Consider the following 16,169-nt stretch of genomic DNA (forward strand, 5'->3'; position numbering starts at 1 on the left):
CAGATAGCGGATTACTCCCGTGTATGATCAACTGTCATCGTTTGTTTTTATTAAATAGTACACACCCATCATGAGTCGTGAAGAGGAACGACCGGGATTTTCCTGGACAATGAACGGATCCAACCGGATGGGTGTGCGTATCTCTGCTGCCCAGTCTCTGATGATATGTTCAGCAGACATGCTCACATCCGATGACCAGCACATCATTCCCAGGCATGAGCCCAGCGCAAATACACAGGCAGGCACCGATGAGGTACTTTGCCCGTTGCCGAGGTACTGGAACATAAGGATGATCGCTGCCACCGAACAATGATAGAAATGGAACTGTGCAATCCTCCGGTCGGATGTATCACAGGGCCGGATTGAACCGGATATTCTCGTTGTGCTGAATGGAAAGAGGTGTGTGATCCCTTTCCGTGTACACAGGTCCCCGACAAGGTGCAGGACCATCCCGAGCATAAGGCCACAGAGGAATGCAACGGGAAGGTACAGGTACGCGCTGCCCATAACAATGAGTGCAGGAATGAGCAGGAATACTGCAAAGATGGCCCCCAGGAACAGTATGCCGGGGACCGAGTGAGTCAACCGCTTGTCCCCGGCATGAAATGTGCGCCCGGACAGGACTTGATACGACCAGCAGATTACCGGTGTGCACAGGATACTGCTGAACCGGGTGATCCCCCACGCAACCGTCCGGATCTGAACGCCCTGCGGTTTTTTCATCTGGATGTCCGGCAGTATGGCACCTGTGCAGGCACCAAGGCAGATCACCAGTATGAGAACCGGTTCAGAAGGCACCAGCGCACTGCAGAGTATAATCGTGCAAAGGATTACGAGTGCTACATGGTGCCGGGTGATCATGAGTGGATTCTCCGGTAAATTTTCCGGGGATATGGTTGAGATCCCCATTCGTTCATAGCTTGTTTGTGTGTGCATGTGTCCACGGTGTGTGCAAAGTTTGGTGGACACCAAGTAAGTTGGGTTTTGGTAATTATAATATTTTGTATTTAACTTATTGAATTTATTAATATAAATTATTTAACTTCTTCCGGGAATATTGATGCAAAGATTTCTCTCGCCAGGGGTTCCGATTGAGCTCTGACAGGAATCAGGTACAGGGAGCAGTGGGCCGGAAATGACGTCGGGGAATGTACCTGTGCAATTTTTTAAGGAGTTACATCCGCCCCCGATTGGATTATTCGGACAGAACGCGAGTAAATTCTCGCCATTTGATAAATACAACTCCGTGCAGGGAAACAACCAGCATCCATTTTTATCCTTACGTATAGTACTGTCATGGGGAATATCAAAAATGAAACTGTACTGTGTATTAATTAAAAATACCTAACTTTAAGATAAAATAACAAAAGTTAATTTACACGCCACTCGTAACCTGTTATAAAATGGAACGATCCCTCATGAAAAGACCCATGAAAACCAGTCAGATCATCATCATTGGTATCGTCTGCGGACTACTCATATTCGCGACACTCTTTGCCGGGTGCACTTCATCGCCATCAGTGCAGCCGGTGACCCCTGCCGTATCAACAACAGCGGTTCCTGCAACACCGTCACCAACTACACTACCAACGCCGCAGGCAGTCAGCACAACAATAGCACCGGTTGTCATTGCAACAACCAGCACTCCCGTGCCGGCCTACACATCCTCTGAAGGCAATGTTGTAGCGTTTACCGCAGCTTCGCTCAAAGGCGTGTCCCCCAAACTGGCAGCAGACTTTGAGAAGATGTATCCCGGTCACCATGTGGTCTTCAACCTTGACGGCACGCAGGCGCTCAGGACCCAGGTAATGAACGGTGCTTACGCGGATGTGTTCATCTCCGCAAGCAACGCGTATACCACGGAACTCACCAAAGGCGGGTACTTTGTTGACGGGACGGTCAAACCCCTGACGTCAAATTACGTGATTGTCATCCTGCCGGCAAATAACCCCGCAAAGATCCAGTCACTTGCAGATCTTGCAAAGCCCGGCCTGAAGATCGCCATAGGGGATAAGAGCGTCCCTGTTGGCACAGCCACAAATGCCGCCATTGGCAATCTCGCGAAATCTACCTACAACCAGGACTGGAACGCGTCGGTAATGAAAAACGTGGTAACGTTCGAGACTTCTGAACCGGGTGTGGCAACGAAGGTAGCACTCGGTGAAGTGGATGCCGGGTTTGTGTACGAGTCCACCTACACAGCAGCCCCTCAAGGTACCTATGTTGCGCTTACTATCCCAAAGACAGACAATTACCTCCAGACGTACACTATCGGGATCATGAAACAGTCCACAAGCAAGGGGGCTGCATCCGATTTCGAAACCTTCATGCTATCCGCTGTTGGCCAGCAGGATCTCAGGGATTATGGGTTCAGACCGATCTCATAAACCTCCTAGCTTTTTTAAAATGCCGGAAACATAGTATGCGTAACAAAATTAGATCCGGAACAGCTGTTGCATGAATACCCCACCCATCGTTTCAGCGAAGATAAAAAGAACCTTAACCTGCATCGGAGCGGCAGTCCTGGTTGCTTCCGTCACGCTGTATCTTGCATTGCCGGTTGTGGCACTGTTCTTCCGGACAACTCCTGAACTCTTCTTCTCTTCCCTCTCCAACCCCGATGTTATCAGCGCACTGTTCCTCAGCCTGTTCACCGCGACAGTTTCTTTAGGAGTTGTGATCCTTGTTGGTACTCCGTTTGCCTATGTTCACTGTCGGAACAATTACCCGGGAAAAGTAATTGTCGATACCCTTATTGATCTCCCGCTCGTGCTCCCCCCCGCAGTTGCCGGACTCGCTCTCCTTGTTCTCTGGGGGCGGGTAGGTATACTGGGACAGTACCTTTCCTTGTTTGGTATCAACATTGCATTTACGACACTCGCTGTCATCATGGCCCAGATTTTTGTTGCTTCCCCGTTCTACGTGCGCCAGGCAAAATCCCTCTTTGAACAGCTGGACCCGGCTTACGAACAGGCCGCACGGACGCTCGGCGCATCCCCCCTGCGGATCTTTGCCTTGATTACCCTGCCCCTGACAGCAAACGGTCTTGTTTCGGGAGCGGTTATGACATTTGGGCGGGCACTCGGAGAGTTTGGGGCAACAATCATGTTTGCCGGAAATGTCCCCGGGGTAACCCAGACCATGCCACTTGCGGTATATCTGGGGATGGGTGGGAATTTTATGGTCGGACTTACGATCTCCATCCTGCTCGTTATCATCTCGTTTGCGATTATGATCGTAGTCCGGCTCCTTGCCCCCAGGGAGGTACCCCATGCTTGATGCAACAATTCATAAAAAACTGAGGGATTTTTCACTCGATGTCACCATCCATGCCGGACCGGGTGAGATTGTTGTTCTCATGGGGGAGAACGGTGCCGGGAAATCTACGGTCCTCAACATTATATCCGGTCTTGTAACCCCGGATGAAGGCTTGGTCTGTTTGGATGGTGCAGTGCTCTTTGATTCGGGTAACGGAGTAAATGTGCCGGTGGAAAACCGCCGCATCGGGTACGTATTCCAGAATTCTGCTGTCTTTCCCCACCTGTCTGTCCGGGATAATATCGCATTTGGTCTTCGTGCCCACCATAAATCACCGGTTTTTATTGAAGAGCGCGTCGGGTATTGGTTAAGTAAGCTGAACATCGGGGAGCTTGCTCATGTGAAAGCGGGAAACCTCTCGGGAGGGCAGAAACAGAGGGTTGCCCTTGGACGGGCTCTTGCCATCGAGCCGGCACTTCTTATGCTTGATGAGCCTTTTACTGCACTGGATGCCGAGAATATCCGATCCGCAAAAGAACTGCTGAGGTCATTTGTGACCGGGATGCACATACCCTGTCTCGTTGTTACCCACCGCATTGCTGATAGCCGGGATGTCGGCGACCGGCTGTACATGATCAACCGGGGATCCAGGGAATGGGAAGGAAGACCGGAGGATGTGGCCGAATGTACGTATCGTAATGAATCCGGGTAACCATCCGGGTTCATTGGCGTGATTACGTAATCTGTTGAATCGAAGTTGGGTGGCAGGCCGGCCGCGATGGCCGGCTGGGATTGAAAGCCGCTGGGATGCGGCTGAAAGGGAAACGTCCGCCCAGCGGTTCCGGTGAGCCGGTTAACTGCATCAGAATCAAGAGTTCATGAGAACAACTTAATTTAATTAACCTGCCGAAACTTTTTAAAAAGTTTTTTAATATATGAAACGGGATGTTGATTGAGTGATTATGGGCAAGAACAACGACATCATGAACGAGTTTGCACAGCAGGAGCTTAAGCGCGTCTATTCAACCTACGATGGCTGGAAAATGACCCCCCAGGCACTGGGAAGCGGGTATGACACCCTCGTAAAACTTGAGCGCATGGATCAGGGCCACCGCGATATCGTGAAAGTCCTGGTGACCTTCAACAAAGAGATGCCGGCAAAACTGGTTGAAGAACTGAATAAAAAGGAAAAGACAACTGATGGATCGGTACCCCGTTATGATGCAGCGGTCATTGCACCGGCGAATGCGAATACCTCAGTACTTCCGGCCGGCATGAAAATTTTTATCATGAACTCGTTTGCATTCAAGGGAAATGAGTTAACGTGGGTAAAAAAGAAAGTTGCAAAGAACCCGGTACCAGCAGCAAAAATTGCTGCCTGAACAGTCATTTACTTTTTTTATTGTCGTCATGTTTCAGGATCCCCTTGTGACAGATCCCTGAACTCTGAACTTAATGAATTTCTGGCTCTGTTGAAATCCTCTTTTTCCCATTGCTTCTCTATTGTCTGCGGCTGATATGAGGGTGACCCCCTCTCTCCCCTGGATGGGGATGCAGCCCAAGAGGAGCATCCCCTTGACCCCCTTTAAAGAAAATTCTCATCAACCTTCTGATGGTTATCGCAATATTGGGAGATGCCCGAGCGGCGGGGGCGAAAGCACGATGTGCTGTAGCCCCCAAGAGCGACTCCTGCTTTCCTTTTAGGATTTCAACAGAGCCGAATTTCTTTAAAACACGAGCACCCGCTGGTGTTCCGCGTCAACGAGTCCGGGCGGATAAAAGAAGATCTTCCCGAGGCCCGGGTACCCGATCTCCAGCACGGCGTTGAGCGACTTGTCTTTGGTGATCCCCCGCTTCTGGAAAGATGGAGTGAACGCGAAGAACTGGAGGTTTGCACTTCCGGCAACCGCGTTGATCACCTCCTGGATGCTATACACCGCTGAGCCGGGCTGTACCTTGTGATTGCCGGTCACGGCATAAATCCCGTCCTCCATGAAAACCACCCGGGTCAGGATGCCCGCATGAGCGCAGGCTGCGGCAAACGCAACCGCGCCGGATGCCAGCTCCGTGCTGTACGGGCTTTTTGTAATGAGGATGGTGACCGGCGGGGCTTTGCTCGTCTTTTCCGCCCTGTTAAAAGAGTGGGAAGAGTGGGCAGCACCCTGTTTCCGGATCTGGAGGGCTCCGGCATCGGAAGAGAGGATGGTGTGGGAAGCGAGGAAGCGGTCGATCATCTGATTGAGGTCGCGGATCTTGAACGGTCTGGTTGTGCAGGTCGAAATGACCGATCCCTGGCCGTCATCCCACGTACTGTAGCCCCGGGCGGTAGCACAGCGGCCGCAGGCCAGGGCGAGAAACCCGAGCCCGGCTGCGGTGGCCTGCTCGTTTAACATTGTGAGGCCATCTCCAATATTTTCGGCATCAGTCGGTCGCTGGCCGTGATGGCCGAGATGGATGCCGTCAAGGTAGGCATAGAGTTCCGCTGACATCCGTTCCTCAAGGGTTGCGGCAAGAAAGCGGAGGCCGTGCCATGCGGAGCGATGCATGTAGGGTGAAGCGGTCTGGAACCAGCCGGCCGTACACGGTAATGGCGGTTTGCTCTGCCGGGCAGCAGCGGCCAGATCCTTCCAGAACGAGGGCTTACCATTGGCACCGGGGCTGTTGGTGTCGATCACCTGGTCCGGGTATTTCATCCGGAGCGGTCCGATAGCAATCCCCCGCAGGTCCAGTTCCTGCCGGTCGCAGACGATCTTGACCGGGGTAAAAGAGAGGATAATGTTCCAGACCTGCAAAGTCTCGGGATCTGCAAGACTGTAGAGTGCGTCGCCGGTCAGGAAGAAGGTAAATACCGGACTCTCGCTCTTTTTCTGGTGCATCAGGGTTTCGGGGTAAAGCTGGACAAAGAAAAACTTGAGGGACTCTTCGATCCACGAAAGGCGCTCGACCGGCACAGGACTTGAGAGAAGGAAAAAATGCGCATTCATGAATATGGTCCTGCTTTATGCCTGCTGTAGTAGTGTCCTGTGCGTATCATCTTCACGGGATCGAGTCATATTCTGGTGCGAATCCACCGTCATACCCGGCTCGCGGTGATCCGGATATGGATCATGGTTGCCGCGGGGAAATCGCAGGTAATGATTAATTCATCGGAGGGGTTTTAAAGCCTTTGCATTTTTATGGGCCGCCCGCAGGCAGTGCTGGCCGACCTTGCCGGTAATGCCAGGTTGTTTTTTTGCTCTGTAGAAATCATCTGGTAATCTTTGACGCTCTCGGGGGTTTCACCCCCGCCGCTGAGGTGCCCCCGATTGCGATAGTGACGTATTACCGTAACCTCTTCGTCCCATCGCAATGTGCCCCGTCCCCCAACGGGGGACTGGTGGCATAAGAGGGGGGCGTCAAATTATATGATACAAAGATTTCTACAGAGCAGTTTTTTTAGATTAATGCCGGTACACGAGATATCCCCCGGGTTCGGTTCAGGTATACCTTGTTCGTCAATGCCGGCTTTGGCTTTGAGGCAGGAAAAACCGGTGTCCGTTTCCGCATAGCAGGCACCAGCAGGTACCGTCATGTGTACTGTCCGGCCGGAAGGGAAGATGCATGCACATTCCACAACAGGTATACCCAAGAAAGAAGTAAACAGAATATAGGTTACCATGACAGACGAAAAGATCCAAAAAGCACTCCAGGAAGCTGGCATTGATGAGAAGATTACCTGCCCGCAGGCATTTGCCATTGCAGAGAAAGCAAAAGTCTCCCGGAGTGCAGTCGGGGAATACTGCACAAAAAACCGGATCAAGATCCGGGAGTGCCAGCTGGGCTGCTTCAAATGAGCAGGTTCTTAAACGTTATCCCGGTAGCTGATGCAGTAGCTGCAGTTATCCGCATCTCCCCCTCTCTCGTCACCGAGACAATCCCGCTGGAGTTCTCGGTGGGCCGGATCCTGGCTGCAGCTGTTACTGCCGATACTGATATCCCGGGATTTGATCGCTCGGTTGTGGACGGGTATGCGGTCCGGGCCGCAGATACCGCAGGAGCCGGCGATGCGATCCCTGCCCTCCTTCACTGTGCCGGGCGGATTGCCATGGGCAGGCTAAATGCACATGGCACCCTTGCTCCCGGCACCTGCACCTATATTCCAACGGGAGGTGTGCTACCGGCTGGAGCCGATGCCGTGGTGATGGTTGAGTATACTGAGGAGGCAGGCGATACGGTGCTCGTGAAAAGATCCGTATCCCATGGAGAGAATGTTCTTCTCAGGGACGAGGATTTCAGACGGGGTGAGTGCGTCTTTTCTTCAGGCCGCCGGATCTCCCCGCAGGATGCCGGGGTGCTTGCCGCGTGCGGTTGTGCAGCTGTCACGGTAGCAAAAAAACCGGTGGTCGGGATCATCTCGACCGGTAATGAACTGGTGCCGGTGACCGTTGTTCCCGGGCCGGGGCAGGTGCGGGATGCAAACGCCTCCATGCTTGCAGCATACCTCACGGAATACGGCTGTATCCCCCGGCTCTACGGGATCATTCCCGATGAGAGGCTGGCTTTTGAAGCGGTCCTTGCCCGGGCGGTACCGGAATGCGATGTTGTCCTCCTTTCCGGCGGAAGTTCTAAGGATGACCGGGACATGACTGCCGCAGTCATTGCAGCCATGGGTGAAGTGCTCGTTCACGGGATCGCGATTGCCCCGGGAAAACCAACCATCATCGGCCGGATTACGAATAAACCGGTCTTTGGCCTCCCGGGTCACCCGGCCTCGGCGTTTGTCGTGCTCATCGCCATTGTCCGTCCGCTGCTCGACCGGATGCTCGGGATACCCCGGCCCCTCCAGCGGACTGAGCAGGCGACCCTTGCCGTTAACATCCCCTCCCAGCGGGGACGCGAAGAGTACGTCCGGGTCACCGTAGAAAACGGCATCGCAACACCGCTTTTTGGCAAATCCGGGCTTCTCAATACCCTCATCCGGAGCAATGGTCTTGTCCGCATCCCGGCAGGTGCCGAGGGTCTCGAACAGGGCAGCATCGTTGAGGTGATCCTGTGGTAAAACGTTACCTTTCTGTAATCATGCTTGACGATGCCCTCGCACTTCTCGCCCGCGAGTTCCCCTGCACCCCGTCAGCGGTGCAGGTCCCGCTGGAAGCAGCAGCCGGCAGGATCACGAAAGGTCCCATCTTTGCCCGCTACTCGGTACCGGAGATCCACCTTGCCGCCATGGACGGCATCGCGGTCCGGAGTGAGGACACAAAGGGAGCCTCCGAGCAGCATCCCGTTACCCTTCCCCGTGCCGCACGGGTGAACACCGGCAATGTGGTACCACCTGAATATGACGCGGTCATTATGATCGAAGATGTCTGGGAGGCAGATGGCACCTATACGATCCGTAAGGCTGCCTCACCGTGGCAGCATGTCCGCCCGGCAGGAGAAGACCTTGCCGAGTCCGAGATGGTGATGCCATCTGCCCACCGTATACGGGCGCACGAGTTAGGGGCGCTAGCCACCTACGGTATCACTCTTCCGGAAGTGATTGCGGTTAACGTGGGTCTTGTTCCCACGGGAAGCGAGCTCGTCCCTGCGGGAACCCGCCCGGCTCCCGGGCAGGTAGTAGAGAGCAACACCGTCATGGCAAAGGCCATGCTCGAAGAGGCCGGAGCCACGTGCACCCGGTACCCGTTTGTCGAGGACAAACCCGAAAAGATACGGAATGCCATTGCTGAAGCGGTGCTGCAGAACGACATCGTCATCGTCTCGGCAGGCTCTTCTGCGGGAACAAAGGACTACACCGCCGACGTGATCGCGGAACTGGGCGAAGTGCTCGTCCACGGGGTTGCCATCAAGCCGGGTAAACCGGTCATCATCGGCAGAATTGACAAAAAACCGGTCATCGGGCTGCCCGGCTACCCGCTCTCTGCACTCACGGTGATCCGGGAGATCGTCTGCCCGTTCATAAGGAACTATGGGCTGGTAATTCCCGAACCCGGGTCCATCCGGGCGCAGATCACCACCGTAGTTGCAAAGGAGATCGGCTCGGACGAGTTCGTGCTCTGCACGCTCGGGCGGATAGGCAACCGCTGGGTGGTCTCCCCGCAATCCAAGGGAGCCGGTGTCCAGATGAGTGGCGTGCGGGCCAATGCGTACATCCGGGTCCCCCGGGTATCGGAGGGATTCGACGCGGGCAGCGAGGTGGACGCCCGGCTTATGGTGCCGGCCGCCGAAGCGGCAAATGCTCTTCTCATCACCGGCAGCCACGACCCGGTCATCGACTACCTGGCTGACCTCATCCGCCCGCAGGGTATCACCCTTCTCTCTACGCACGCGGGCAGCATGGGTGGGATCCTGGCCCTGAAAAAAGATGAGTGCCATGCGGCGCCAACTCACCTGCTCGCCGAGGACGGGAGTTACAACACCGCGTACCTGGAAAAATTCCTGCCCGGCACTGATGTAAACCTCATCTGTGTGGCGGAACGGCAGCAGGGAATCGTGTCACGCGACGGGCTGATGTTTAACGATCTTGCCGGCCGGGCGTTCATCAACCGGCAGAGAGGCTCCGGCACCCGGATGCTTCTCGATTACGAGCTGAAGAAAGCAGGGATTGATCCCGCGACCCTCCCAGGATACGAGCGGGAGGTGACGACCCATATAGCAGTCGCTCTTGCTGTTAAAAGCGGGGAGGCAGACGCGGGTATGTGTGTCTACAGCGCTGCAAAAGCCCTCAATCTACCATTCGTACCGGTAGCACAGGAGCGGTATGAACTTGCCTTCCGCAAGGAACATACGGACGACCCGCGTCTTACTGCACTCATTACGGCCATTCGCTCACCCGCGTTTAAGGATATCCTCACCCGGCTTGGGGGGTACGATACAACCAGGACCGGGCAGCAGCGATCGGTCCGGTAATGCCGGGTGTAGGATTAACGCCGGATTCCGGCAGAGTATGAGTTCCCCATGGAAAAGATGGGGTCGGCATTTAATCTTCTCGTTGGATCGGGAAGGGACCGGTTTTGGTTCATAACATGTGCATAATATATACCCGGTTCATAACAGACTCTTACAATTACCTGTATCAGAAAAAATTATGATACAGATGCACACAGCATGATCCCAATCCAATAAACGGGGAATCTAACGGGGAATCCGTACTTTCCCATCTTTCCTTGCATCCATGTTAGAAAAATCACGAATGAGTCAATCACTTATGAATCAACTTTTTTTTAGGTTAACTATAAGTTAGAATATTAACCATTTGTTAATTTAGAAACCTTTAACTAACTTGCTGAACAACAATTTCAATTACGACGACAAGTGTGTGATACGCATGGCGTTTTCTGTACATATTAACATGGAGCAATGCACCGGTTGTGGCAACTGCGTCATTGCATGTCCGGTTGATGCTCTCGAGCTACATACCGTGGAACCGGCCAGTAAGGAGAAAATATACGCGGTCAGGAACGGCAAATCTGTTCACCTTGATGTCAAGGCTGAACTCTGTGCCGGCTGCGGTGTCTGTGTCAATGCCTGCCCCTACGACGTGATCCGTCTCTCGGGAAGAGGAGAGACGAGCGCAGCGATGCTGGTCTGAAGTGAGGAGTACCATGACAAAGAACATTACCCTGAACCTGATATCCGGCAGGACCATCCAGCAGGGCGTTGCGATCGAGGGCGGCAAGGAAAAGCCCCTGTACCGCACTGCCTGCGGGATCATCGAGATGGACCACGAGGACTTAAAGAAACTCGGTGCCTGGAAGAACACCAATGTCAAGGTCACCAGCGACCATGGCAGCGTTATTGTCAAGGCGATTGAAGCCACGCAGGGTCCTCACCCGGGCGTTGGTTTTATTCCCATGGGACCCTGGGCGAACTCGATTATCAACCCCAACACCTACTCAACCGGTATGCCCACATTCAAGGGAACCCCGGTAACTGTTGAGGTTGCCATCAATGAACCCATCCTCCTTGGTATCGAACTGGTGCAGAAACAATGCGGGGTGAAAGTAGGATGACAAAGACTGTCACTGATGTGATCTGCCCGTTCTGCGGAACCCTCTGCGACGACCTTGAAGTGGTCGTCTCCGATGACGGCAAACAGCTTCTGGAAGTCTACAATGCCTGTGTGATTGGGACCGAAAAATTCCTGCACTCCCAGGCAAAGGACCGCGTGACCCGCCCCCGGCTTCGCCAGGCTGACGGCTCGTGGAAAGAGATCAGCTACGATGAGGCAGCTGACTATACCGCCGCGATGCTGGCAAAAGCGAAAAAACCCCTGATGTACGGCTGGAGCTCCACCAACTGCGAAGCGCAGAGCGTGGGCAATGAGATCGCCGAGATCAGCAAGGCCTGCTGTGACAACACCGCAGCCGTCTGCCACGGCACGACTCTTATCGCCGTCCAGGATATCGGTCTCCCGACCTGTACCCTTGGGGAAGTCAAGAACCGTGCGGACCGTGTCATCTTCTGGGGATGCAACCCGGCTCACGCCCACCCCCGGCACATGTCCCGATACTCCATCTTCCCCCGCGGGTTCTTTACCGGCAAGGGACAGATGAGCCGCAAGATGATCGTCGTGGACCCCCGCTGCACCGACACCGCCAAGATGGCAGATGTCCACCTCCAGCTCGAGCAGGGCAAGGACTACGAACTCTTAAACGCCCTCCGTGTTGCGTTCAAGGGCGAATGGCTCCCTGACGTAGTAGCAGGTATCCCGAAAGAGAAGATCCGGGAAGCCGCAGACATGATGAAGAGCGGCCGGTTCGGGATCATCTTCTTCGGTATGGGTGTCACCCAGTCCCTGGGTAAGAACCACAACATCGATGAAGCCATTGCCGTCACCAAGGACTTAAACGAGTACACGAAATTCTCGATCATGCCGATGCGGGGCCACTACAATGTGACCGGCTCCGGAGAAGTTTTCGCATGGCAGTTCGGGTTCCCGTACTCGGTCGACTTAACAAGGGGATTCGCCCGCTACAACCCCGGCGACACCAGCTCGATCGACCTGCTGAACCGTGGCGAAGTGGATGCCATGTTCACCATCGGCAGCGATCCGGGTGCACATTTCCCCATCAGTGCCGTCAAGCATATTGCCAGTGTCCCCTCGGTCTGTATCGACCCGCACCTCACCCCGACAAGCGGCGTCTCGAAGCTGCATGTCCCGGTTGCATTCAACGGCGTAGAGACCGGAGGTAACTGCTATCGTATGGACAACGTGCCAATCGACTGCCGCAAGGTTGTTGAACCACCGGCGGGCATGCTCACCGATGAGCAGTTCCTCGTCATGGTCCGTGACCGGTTGAAGAAACTCAAGGGGGCTGCATAATCATGTCAGAATATATCATAAAGAACGGAAACGTCTTTGACCCGGTCCAGGGAATAAAAGGCGACAAGAAAGATATCGCTATCAAGGATGGCAAGATTGCTGACAAGGTATCATCATCAGCAAAGGTCATCGATGCAAAGGGTATGACCGTCATGGCCGGTGCCGTGGAGATCCACGCCCACATCGCAGGTCCGAAAGTCAACCTTGGCAGGATCTACCGGCCGGAAGACAAGCTCTTCACCTGCACCCCGACAAAGGGCATGGAGCGGATGGGCGGCGGGGCATCGATCCCGACCACCTTCAAGACCGGCTACGAGTACGCGAAGATGGGGTACACCACCGCCATGGAAGCGGCGATGCCCCCCATGTTCTCCCGTCACGTGCACGAGGAGATCCGCGACACCCCCATCATCGATGAGGGCGCATTCCCGGTCTTTGGCAACAACTGGTTTGTCTTAGAGTACCTCAAGAACCATGAAATCGAGAACACCGCAGCTTACATCGCCTGGATGCTCCGCGTCACCAAGGGGTACGCCGTCAAGGTCGTCAACCCCGGCGGCACGGAAGCCTGGGCCTGGGGACTTAACTGTCTCTCGGTCAATGACCCGGTCCCGTACTTCGACATCACCCCCGCAGAGATCGTCAAGGGACTCATCGAGGCAAACGAGTACTTAGGTCTCCCGCACTCGATGCACATCCACCCCAACAACCTCGGGAACCCCGGATGTTACCAGACAACCCTCGACACGCTGAAGCTTGCCGAGGGCATGAAGGCCAACAACAAGTTCGGCCGCGAGTCCGTGATGCACCTCACCCACTCCCAGTTCCACTCCTACAAGGGAACCAACTGGGGCGACTTCGAGTCCGGTGCCAAGGAGATCACCGACTACGTCAACAAGAACAAGAACATCACCATCGACACCGGTAACGTCACCCTTGACGAGACTACCACGATGACTGCCGATGGTCCGTTCGAGCACCACTTAACCGGGCTCAACAACTTAAAGTGGGCGAACTGCGATGTGGAACTCGAGACCGCAGCTGGTGTCGTGCCGTACATCTACAGCCCCAACATCTCGGTCTGTGCGATCCAGTGGGCAATCGGTATGGAGATCCCCCTGATGATGAAAGACCCGATGCGCTGCTACATTACTACCGACCACCCGAACGCAGGACCCTTCACCCGGTACCCCCGCGTCATCAAGTGGCTCATGAGCAAGAAGGCCCGGGACACCCAGGTCAACGCGTTCAAGCACAAGGACAAGGTCCTTTCGCAGACCAGCATCGGCAGCCTCGACAAGGAGCTCTCGCTCTACGAGCTCGCCCAGATGACCCGCGCCGGCCCGGCAAAGACCCTCGGCCTTGGCGGCATGTGCGGCGGCCTGAAGCCCGGCATGGATGCGGACATTGCAGTCTACAACTTCAACCCGGATAAGCCGGTGGCAGACCCCGAGGATATCGAGAAGGCGTTCTCACGCTGTGCCTATACCTTCAAGAGCGGTGTCGAAGTTGTCAGGAACGGCGAGATCGTCAGCCTTGGCAACAAGCGGACCCTCTGGGTCAATGTCAAGGTCAACGACAACCCGCAGGTCATGCGTGATATCAACGAGAAGTTCCTCAAGTATTACAGCATGACCCAGAACAACTACGAAGCGCTCGGGCACCACTTTGTCCCGAACCCGTATGCCTTAGAGGTAGATGCAACACGCGTGTAGGTGAGAAAAAATGGAAACTGTTACCATAACCATGAAAAACCCGCCCGCACTGTATCTCGAAGCTGACACGATCACCCCCGATACATTCGCAGGCAAAACCGCAGCCCAGATAGCTGAACTCCCGGTGTTTGAAGGAAACACCGCGTCAACCCTGGGCAGATATTTTGAGATCGCGGGCAACGCCGGTACGACCGCAGCGGACACAAAGATCATTGTCAAAGGCGATGTCAAAAAGGTCAAGTACCTCGGCATGAAGATGAGTGCCGGCGAGATGGTCATCGAAGGCAGCGCCGACCAGTATGTCGGGGCCTGGATGACCGGCGGCAAGTTGCTCGCGAAGGGCAATGTCGAGGCATTTGCGGCTACTGCCATGAAAGGCGGCGAGCTCATCATTGAAGGCAATGCCGGTAACTACCTCGGTGCAGCATACCGGGGCGACTGGCGCGGCATGTCCGGCGGAAAGATCCTTGTCAAGGGAAATGCCGGCAGTGACATTGGTATGTACATGACCGGTGGCGAGATGGTTATCAACGGCAATGTTGATGTTCACCTCATGACCCACGCGGAAGGTGGCAAGACTATCGTCAAGGGCAATGCCCCGAGCAAAGTCGGCGGCCAGATGGTAGATGGCACGATCTTTATCTTCGGTTCCATCGACACCATGATGCCCGGCTTCAAGCCCAATGGTGAAGTCGAGCTCGAAGTCGAAGGTGTCAAGGCAACTTTTGCCCACTATATCGGTGACATGGGCGAGCGCCACAAGAAGAAGAAAGGTGCGATCGTCTACGCGAACCTTTACAAAAAGATCTAATCCTTTTTTTTGGTTATTTCTCCATCCTCTCATTATCCGGGCAAATACCGGAACTGGCATGGTGTAAGAAAATAAAAAAAATTCCTTTGCTTTCTGCTTTCAATAAATCCTGTCTTATCCCACGATATCCATGATAATTGATTTGTGTCACGAGACGTTTGTGCGCGCAAATAAAATGCCCTTTTTTTTAATAAACAATATGGAGTTGATTTTTTTTCAAAGGTTAACAGATCTTATTCAGAGAAATAACCCCGTCGATAAATTTACCCCCAGTTATTCATCAATTTTTTAACATTTTTCATTATGTTTAAATACGGTAAATTCAGAAATTCTTTTGTTCGAGGTGTGAACATGGATTTCAAATACGTACCAACCACGTGTCCTTATTGCGGAACCGGGTGCGGCTTCAACCTTGTTGTAGTAGACAAGAAGGTTGTCGGCGTCCAGCCCTGGCAGCGCAATCCGGTCAATGAAGGAAAGTTATGTCCTAAGGGTAACTATGCCTGGGAGTTTATCAATGCCCCAGACCGGCTGACCAAGCCGCTCATCAAGAAAGATGGCAAATTTGTAGAAGCCAGCTGGGATGAAGCGTACAAGCTCATTGCAGAGAAGTTCAAGTCCTACAAGGGTGAAGAGATGGCATGCCTTGCTTCCGCCCGTGTCTCCAATGAGGAGAACTACCTGATGCAGAAGTTTGCCCGTGCGGTCTTAAAGACCCCCAACATCGACCACTGTGCCCGGCTCTGCCATGCGTCCACTGTCGTAGGTCTCGCCGGTGCATTTGGCTCCGGTGCAATGACCCAGTCAATTGCAGATATTGCCGAATCAAAGTGCCTCCTTGTGATCGGAACCAACACGTTCGAGCAGCACCCGCTGATCGGGCGCCGCATCATGCAGGCACGAGCGAACGGCGCAAAAGTCATTTATGCCGACCCGCGACTGACGCCGACAGGAAAGCAGGCCGACCTGTTCTTACAGTTCTACTCCGGTACCGATGTGGCATTACTGAACTGCTTCATGCAGCTGATCCTCAAGAACGGCTGGGAGAACAAGGACTTTGTCAAGAACCGGACCAAGGATT

Annotated in this window: 15 protein-coding genes; 13 read left to right on the forward strand and 2 right to left on the reverse strand. The window is 54.1% G+C overall.

The window, feature by feature from the left end; all coding sequences use genetic code 11:
• Positions 1-27 precede the first annotated feature (27 nt).
• Positions 28-861 (reverse strand): metal-dependent hydrolase, encoded by an 834-nt coding sequence (locus WC593_15330; protein MFA4826521.1) that lies wholly within the window; start codon positions 859-861, stop codon positions 28-30.
• Between the two features lie 569 nt (positions 862-1,430).
• Here WC593_15330 and modA point away from each other — a divergent pair.
• From modA to WC593_15350, 4 genes are all read left to right on the forward strand, one after another.
• Complete coding sequence (gene modA, locus WC593_15335) at positions 1,431-2,387, forward strand: molybdate ABC transporter substrate-binding protein (protein ID MFA4826522.1); 957 nt, start codon at positions 1,431-1,433, stop codon at positions 2,385-2,387.
• A 70-nt stretch (positions 2,388-2,457) separates the two neighbouring features.
• The gene (locus tag WC593_15340) at positions 2,458-3,279 is read left to right on the forward strand and encodes an ABC transporter permease (GenBank protein ID MFA4826523.1); all 822 of its coding nucleotides are present in this window, start codon (positions 2,458-2,460) and stop codon (positions 3,277-3,279) included.
• Positions 3,272-3,970 (forward strand): ATP-binding cassette domain-containing protein, encoded by a 699-nt coding sequence (locus WC593_15345; protein MFA4826524.1) that lies wholly within the window; start codon positions 3,272-3,274, stop codon positions 3,968-3,970. The genes WC593_15340 and WC593_15345 overlap by 8 nt, the downstream gene beginning before the upstream one ends.
• Positions 3,971-4,220: 250 nt before the next feature.
• Positions 4,221-4,640 carry a hypothetical protein gene (locus WC593_15350; protein MFA4826525.1) on the forward strand — a complete coding sequence of 140 codons (420 nt, stop codon included), beginning with the start codon at positions 4,221-4,223 and terminating at the stop codon, positions 4,638-4,640.
• 345 nt (positions 4,641-4,985) lie between these two features.
• Here WC593_15350 and WC593_15355 read toward each other — a convergent pair whose 3' ends face one another.
• Entirely contained in the window at positions 4,986-6,242 is a 1,257-nt protein-coding gene (locus WC593_15355) for a DsrE family protein (GenBank protein ID MFA4826526.1), read from the reverse strand.
• Positions 6,243-6,914: 672 nt separating this feature from the next.
• Between WC593_15355 and WC593_15360 the strand changes: the two genes are divergently transcribed.
• The 9 genes from WC593_15360 to WC593_15400 all read left to right on the forward strand — a co-directional run.
• A complete protein-coding gene (locus WC593_15360) occupies positions 6,915-7,091 on the forward strand; it encodes a hypothetical protein (GenBank protein ID MFA4826527.1) in 177 nt (58 codons plus the stop codon).
• Positions 7,088-8,296 (forward strand): gephyrin-like molybdotransferase Glp, encoded by a 1,209-nt coding sequence (gene glp, locus WC593_15365; protein ID MFA4826528.1) that lies wholly within the window; start codon positions 7,088-7,090, stop codon positions 8,294-8,296. Before WC593_15360 ends, glp begins: the two co-directional genes overlap by 4 nt.
• On the forward strand, positions 8,290-10,146 hold the full coding sequence (locus tag WC593_15370) for a molybdopterin biosynthesis protein (protein MFA4826529.1): 1,857 nt from the start codon (positions 8,290-8,292) through the stop codon (positions 10,144-10,146). Before glp ends, WC593_15370 begins: the two co-directional genes overlap by 7 nt.
• Positions 10,147-10,564: 418 nt before the next feature.
• A complete protein-coding gene (locus tag WC593_15375) occupies positions 10,565-10,828 on the forward strand; it encodes a 4Fe-4S dicluster domain-containing protein (GenBank protein ID MFA4826530.1) in 264 nt (87 codons plus the stop codon).
• Between the two features lie 13 nt (positions 10,829-10,841).
• Positions 10,842-11,249, forward strand: a complete 408-nt coding sequence (locus WC593_15380) for a molybdopterin dinucleotide binding domain-containing protein (GenBank protein MFA4826531.1) — start codon at positions 10,842-10,844, stop codon at positions 11,247-11,249.
• Positions 11,246-12,562, forward strand: a complete 1,317-nt coding sequence (locus WC593_15385; protein ID MFA4826532.1) for a formylmethanofuran dehydrogenase subunit B — start codon at positions 11,246-11,248, stop codon at positions 12,560-12,562. Before WC593_15380 ends, WC593_15385 begins: the two co-directional genes overlap by 4 nt.
• Positions 12,563-12,564: 2 nt before the next feature.
• Positions 12,565-14,277, forward strand: a complete 1,713-nt coding sequence (locus tag WC593_15390) for a formylmethanofuran dehydrogenase subunit A (GenBank protein ID MFA4826533.1) — start codon at positions 12,565-12,567, stop codon at positions 14,275-14,277.
• 10 nt (positions 14,278-14,287) lie between these two features.
• Complete coding sequence (locus WC593_15395) at positions 14,288-15,088, forward strand: formylmethanofuran dehydrogenase subunit C (protein MFA4826534.1); 801 nt, start codon at positions 14,288-14,290, stop codon at positions 15,086-15,088.
• A gap of 351 nt (positions 15,089-15,439) precedes the next feature.
• Positions 15,440-16,169 (forward strand): molybdopterin-dependent oxidoreductase (locus WC593_15400; GenBank protein MFA4826535.1); only part of this gene is annotated, 730 nt, incomplete at its 3' end.

The organism is Methanoregula sp. (assembly GCA_041645435.1).
GTDB lineage: Archaea > Halobacteriota > Methanomicrobia > Methanomicrobiales > Methanospirillaceae > Methanoregula.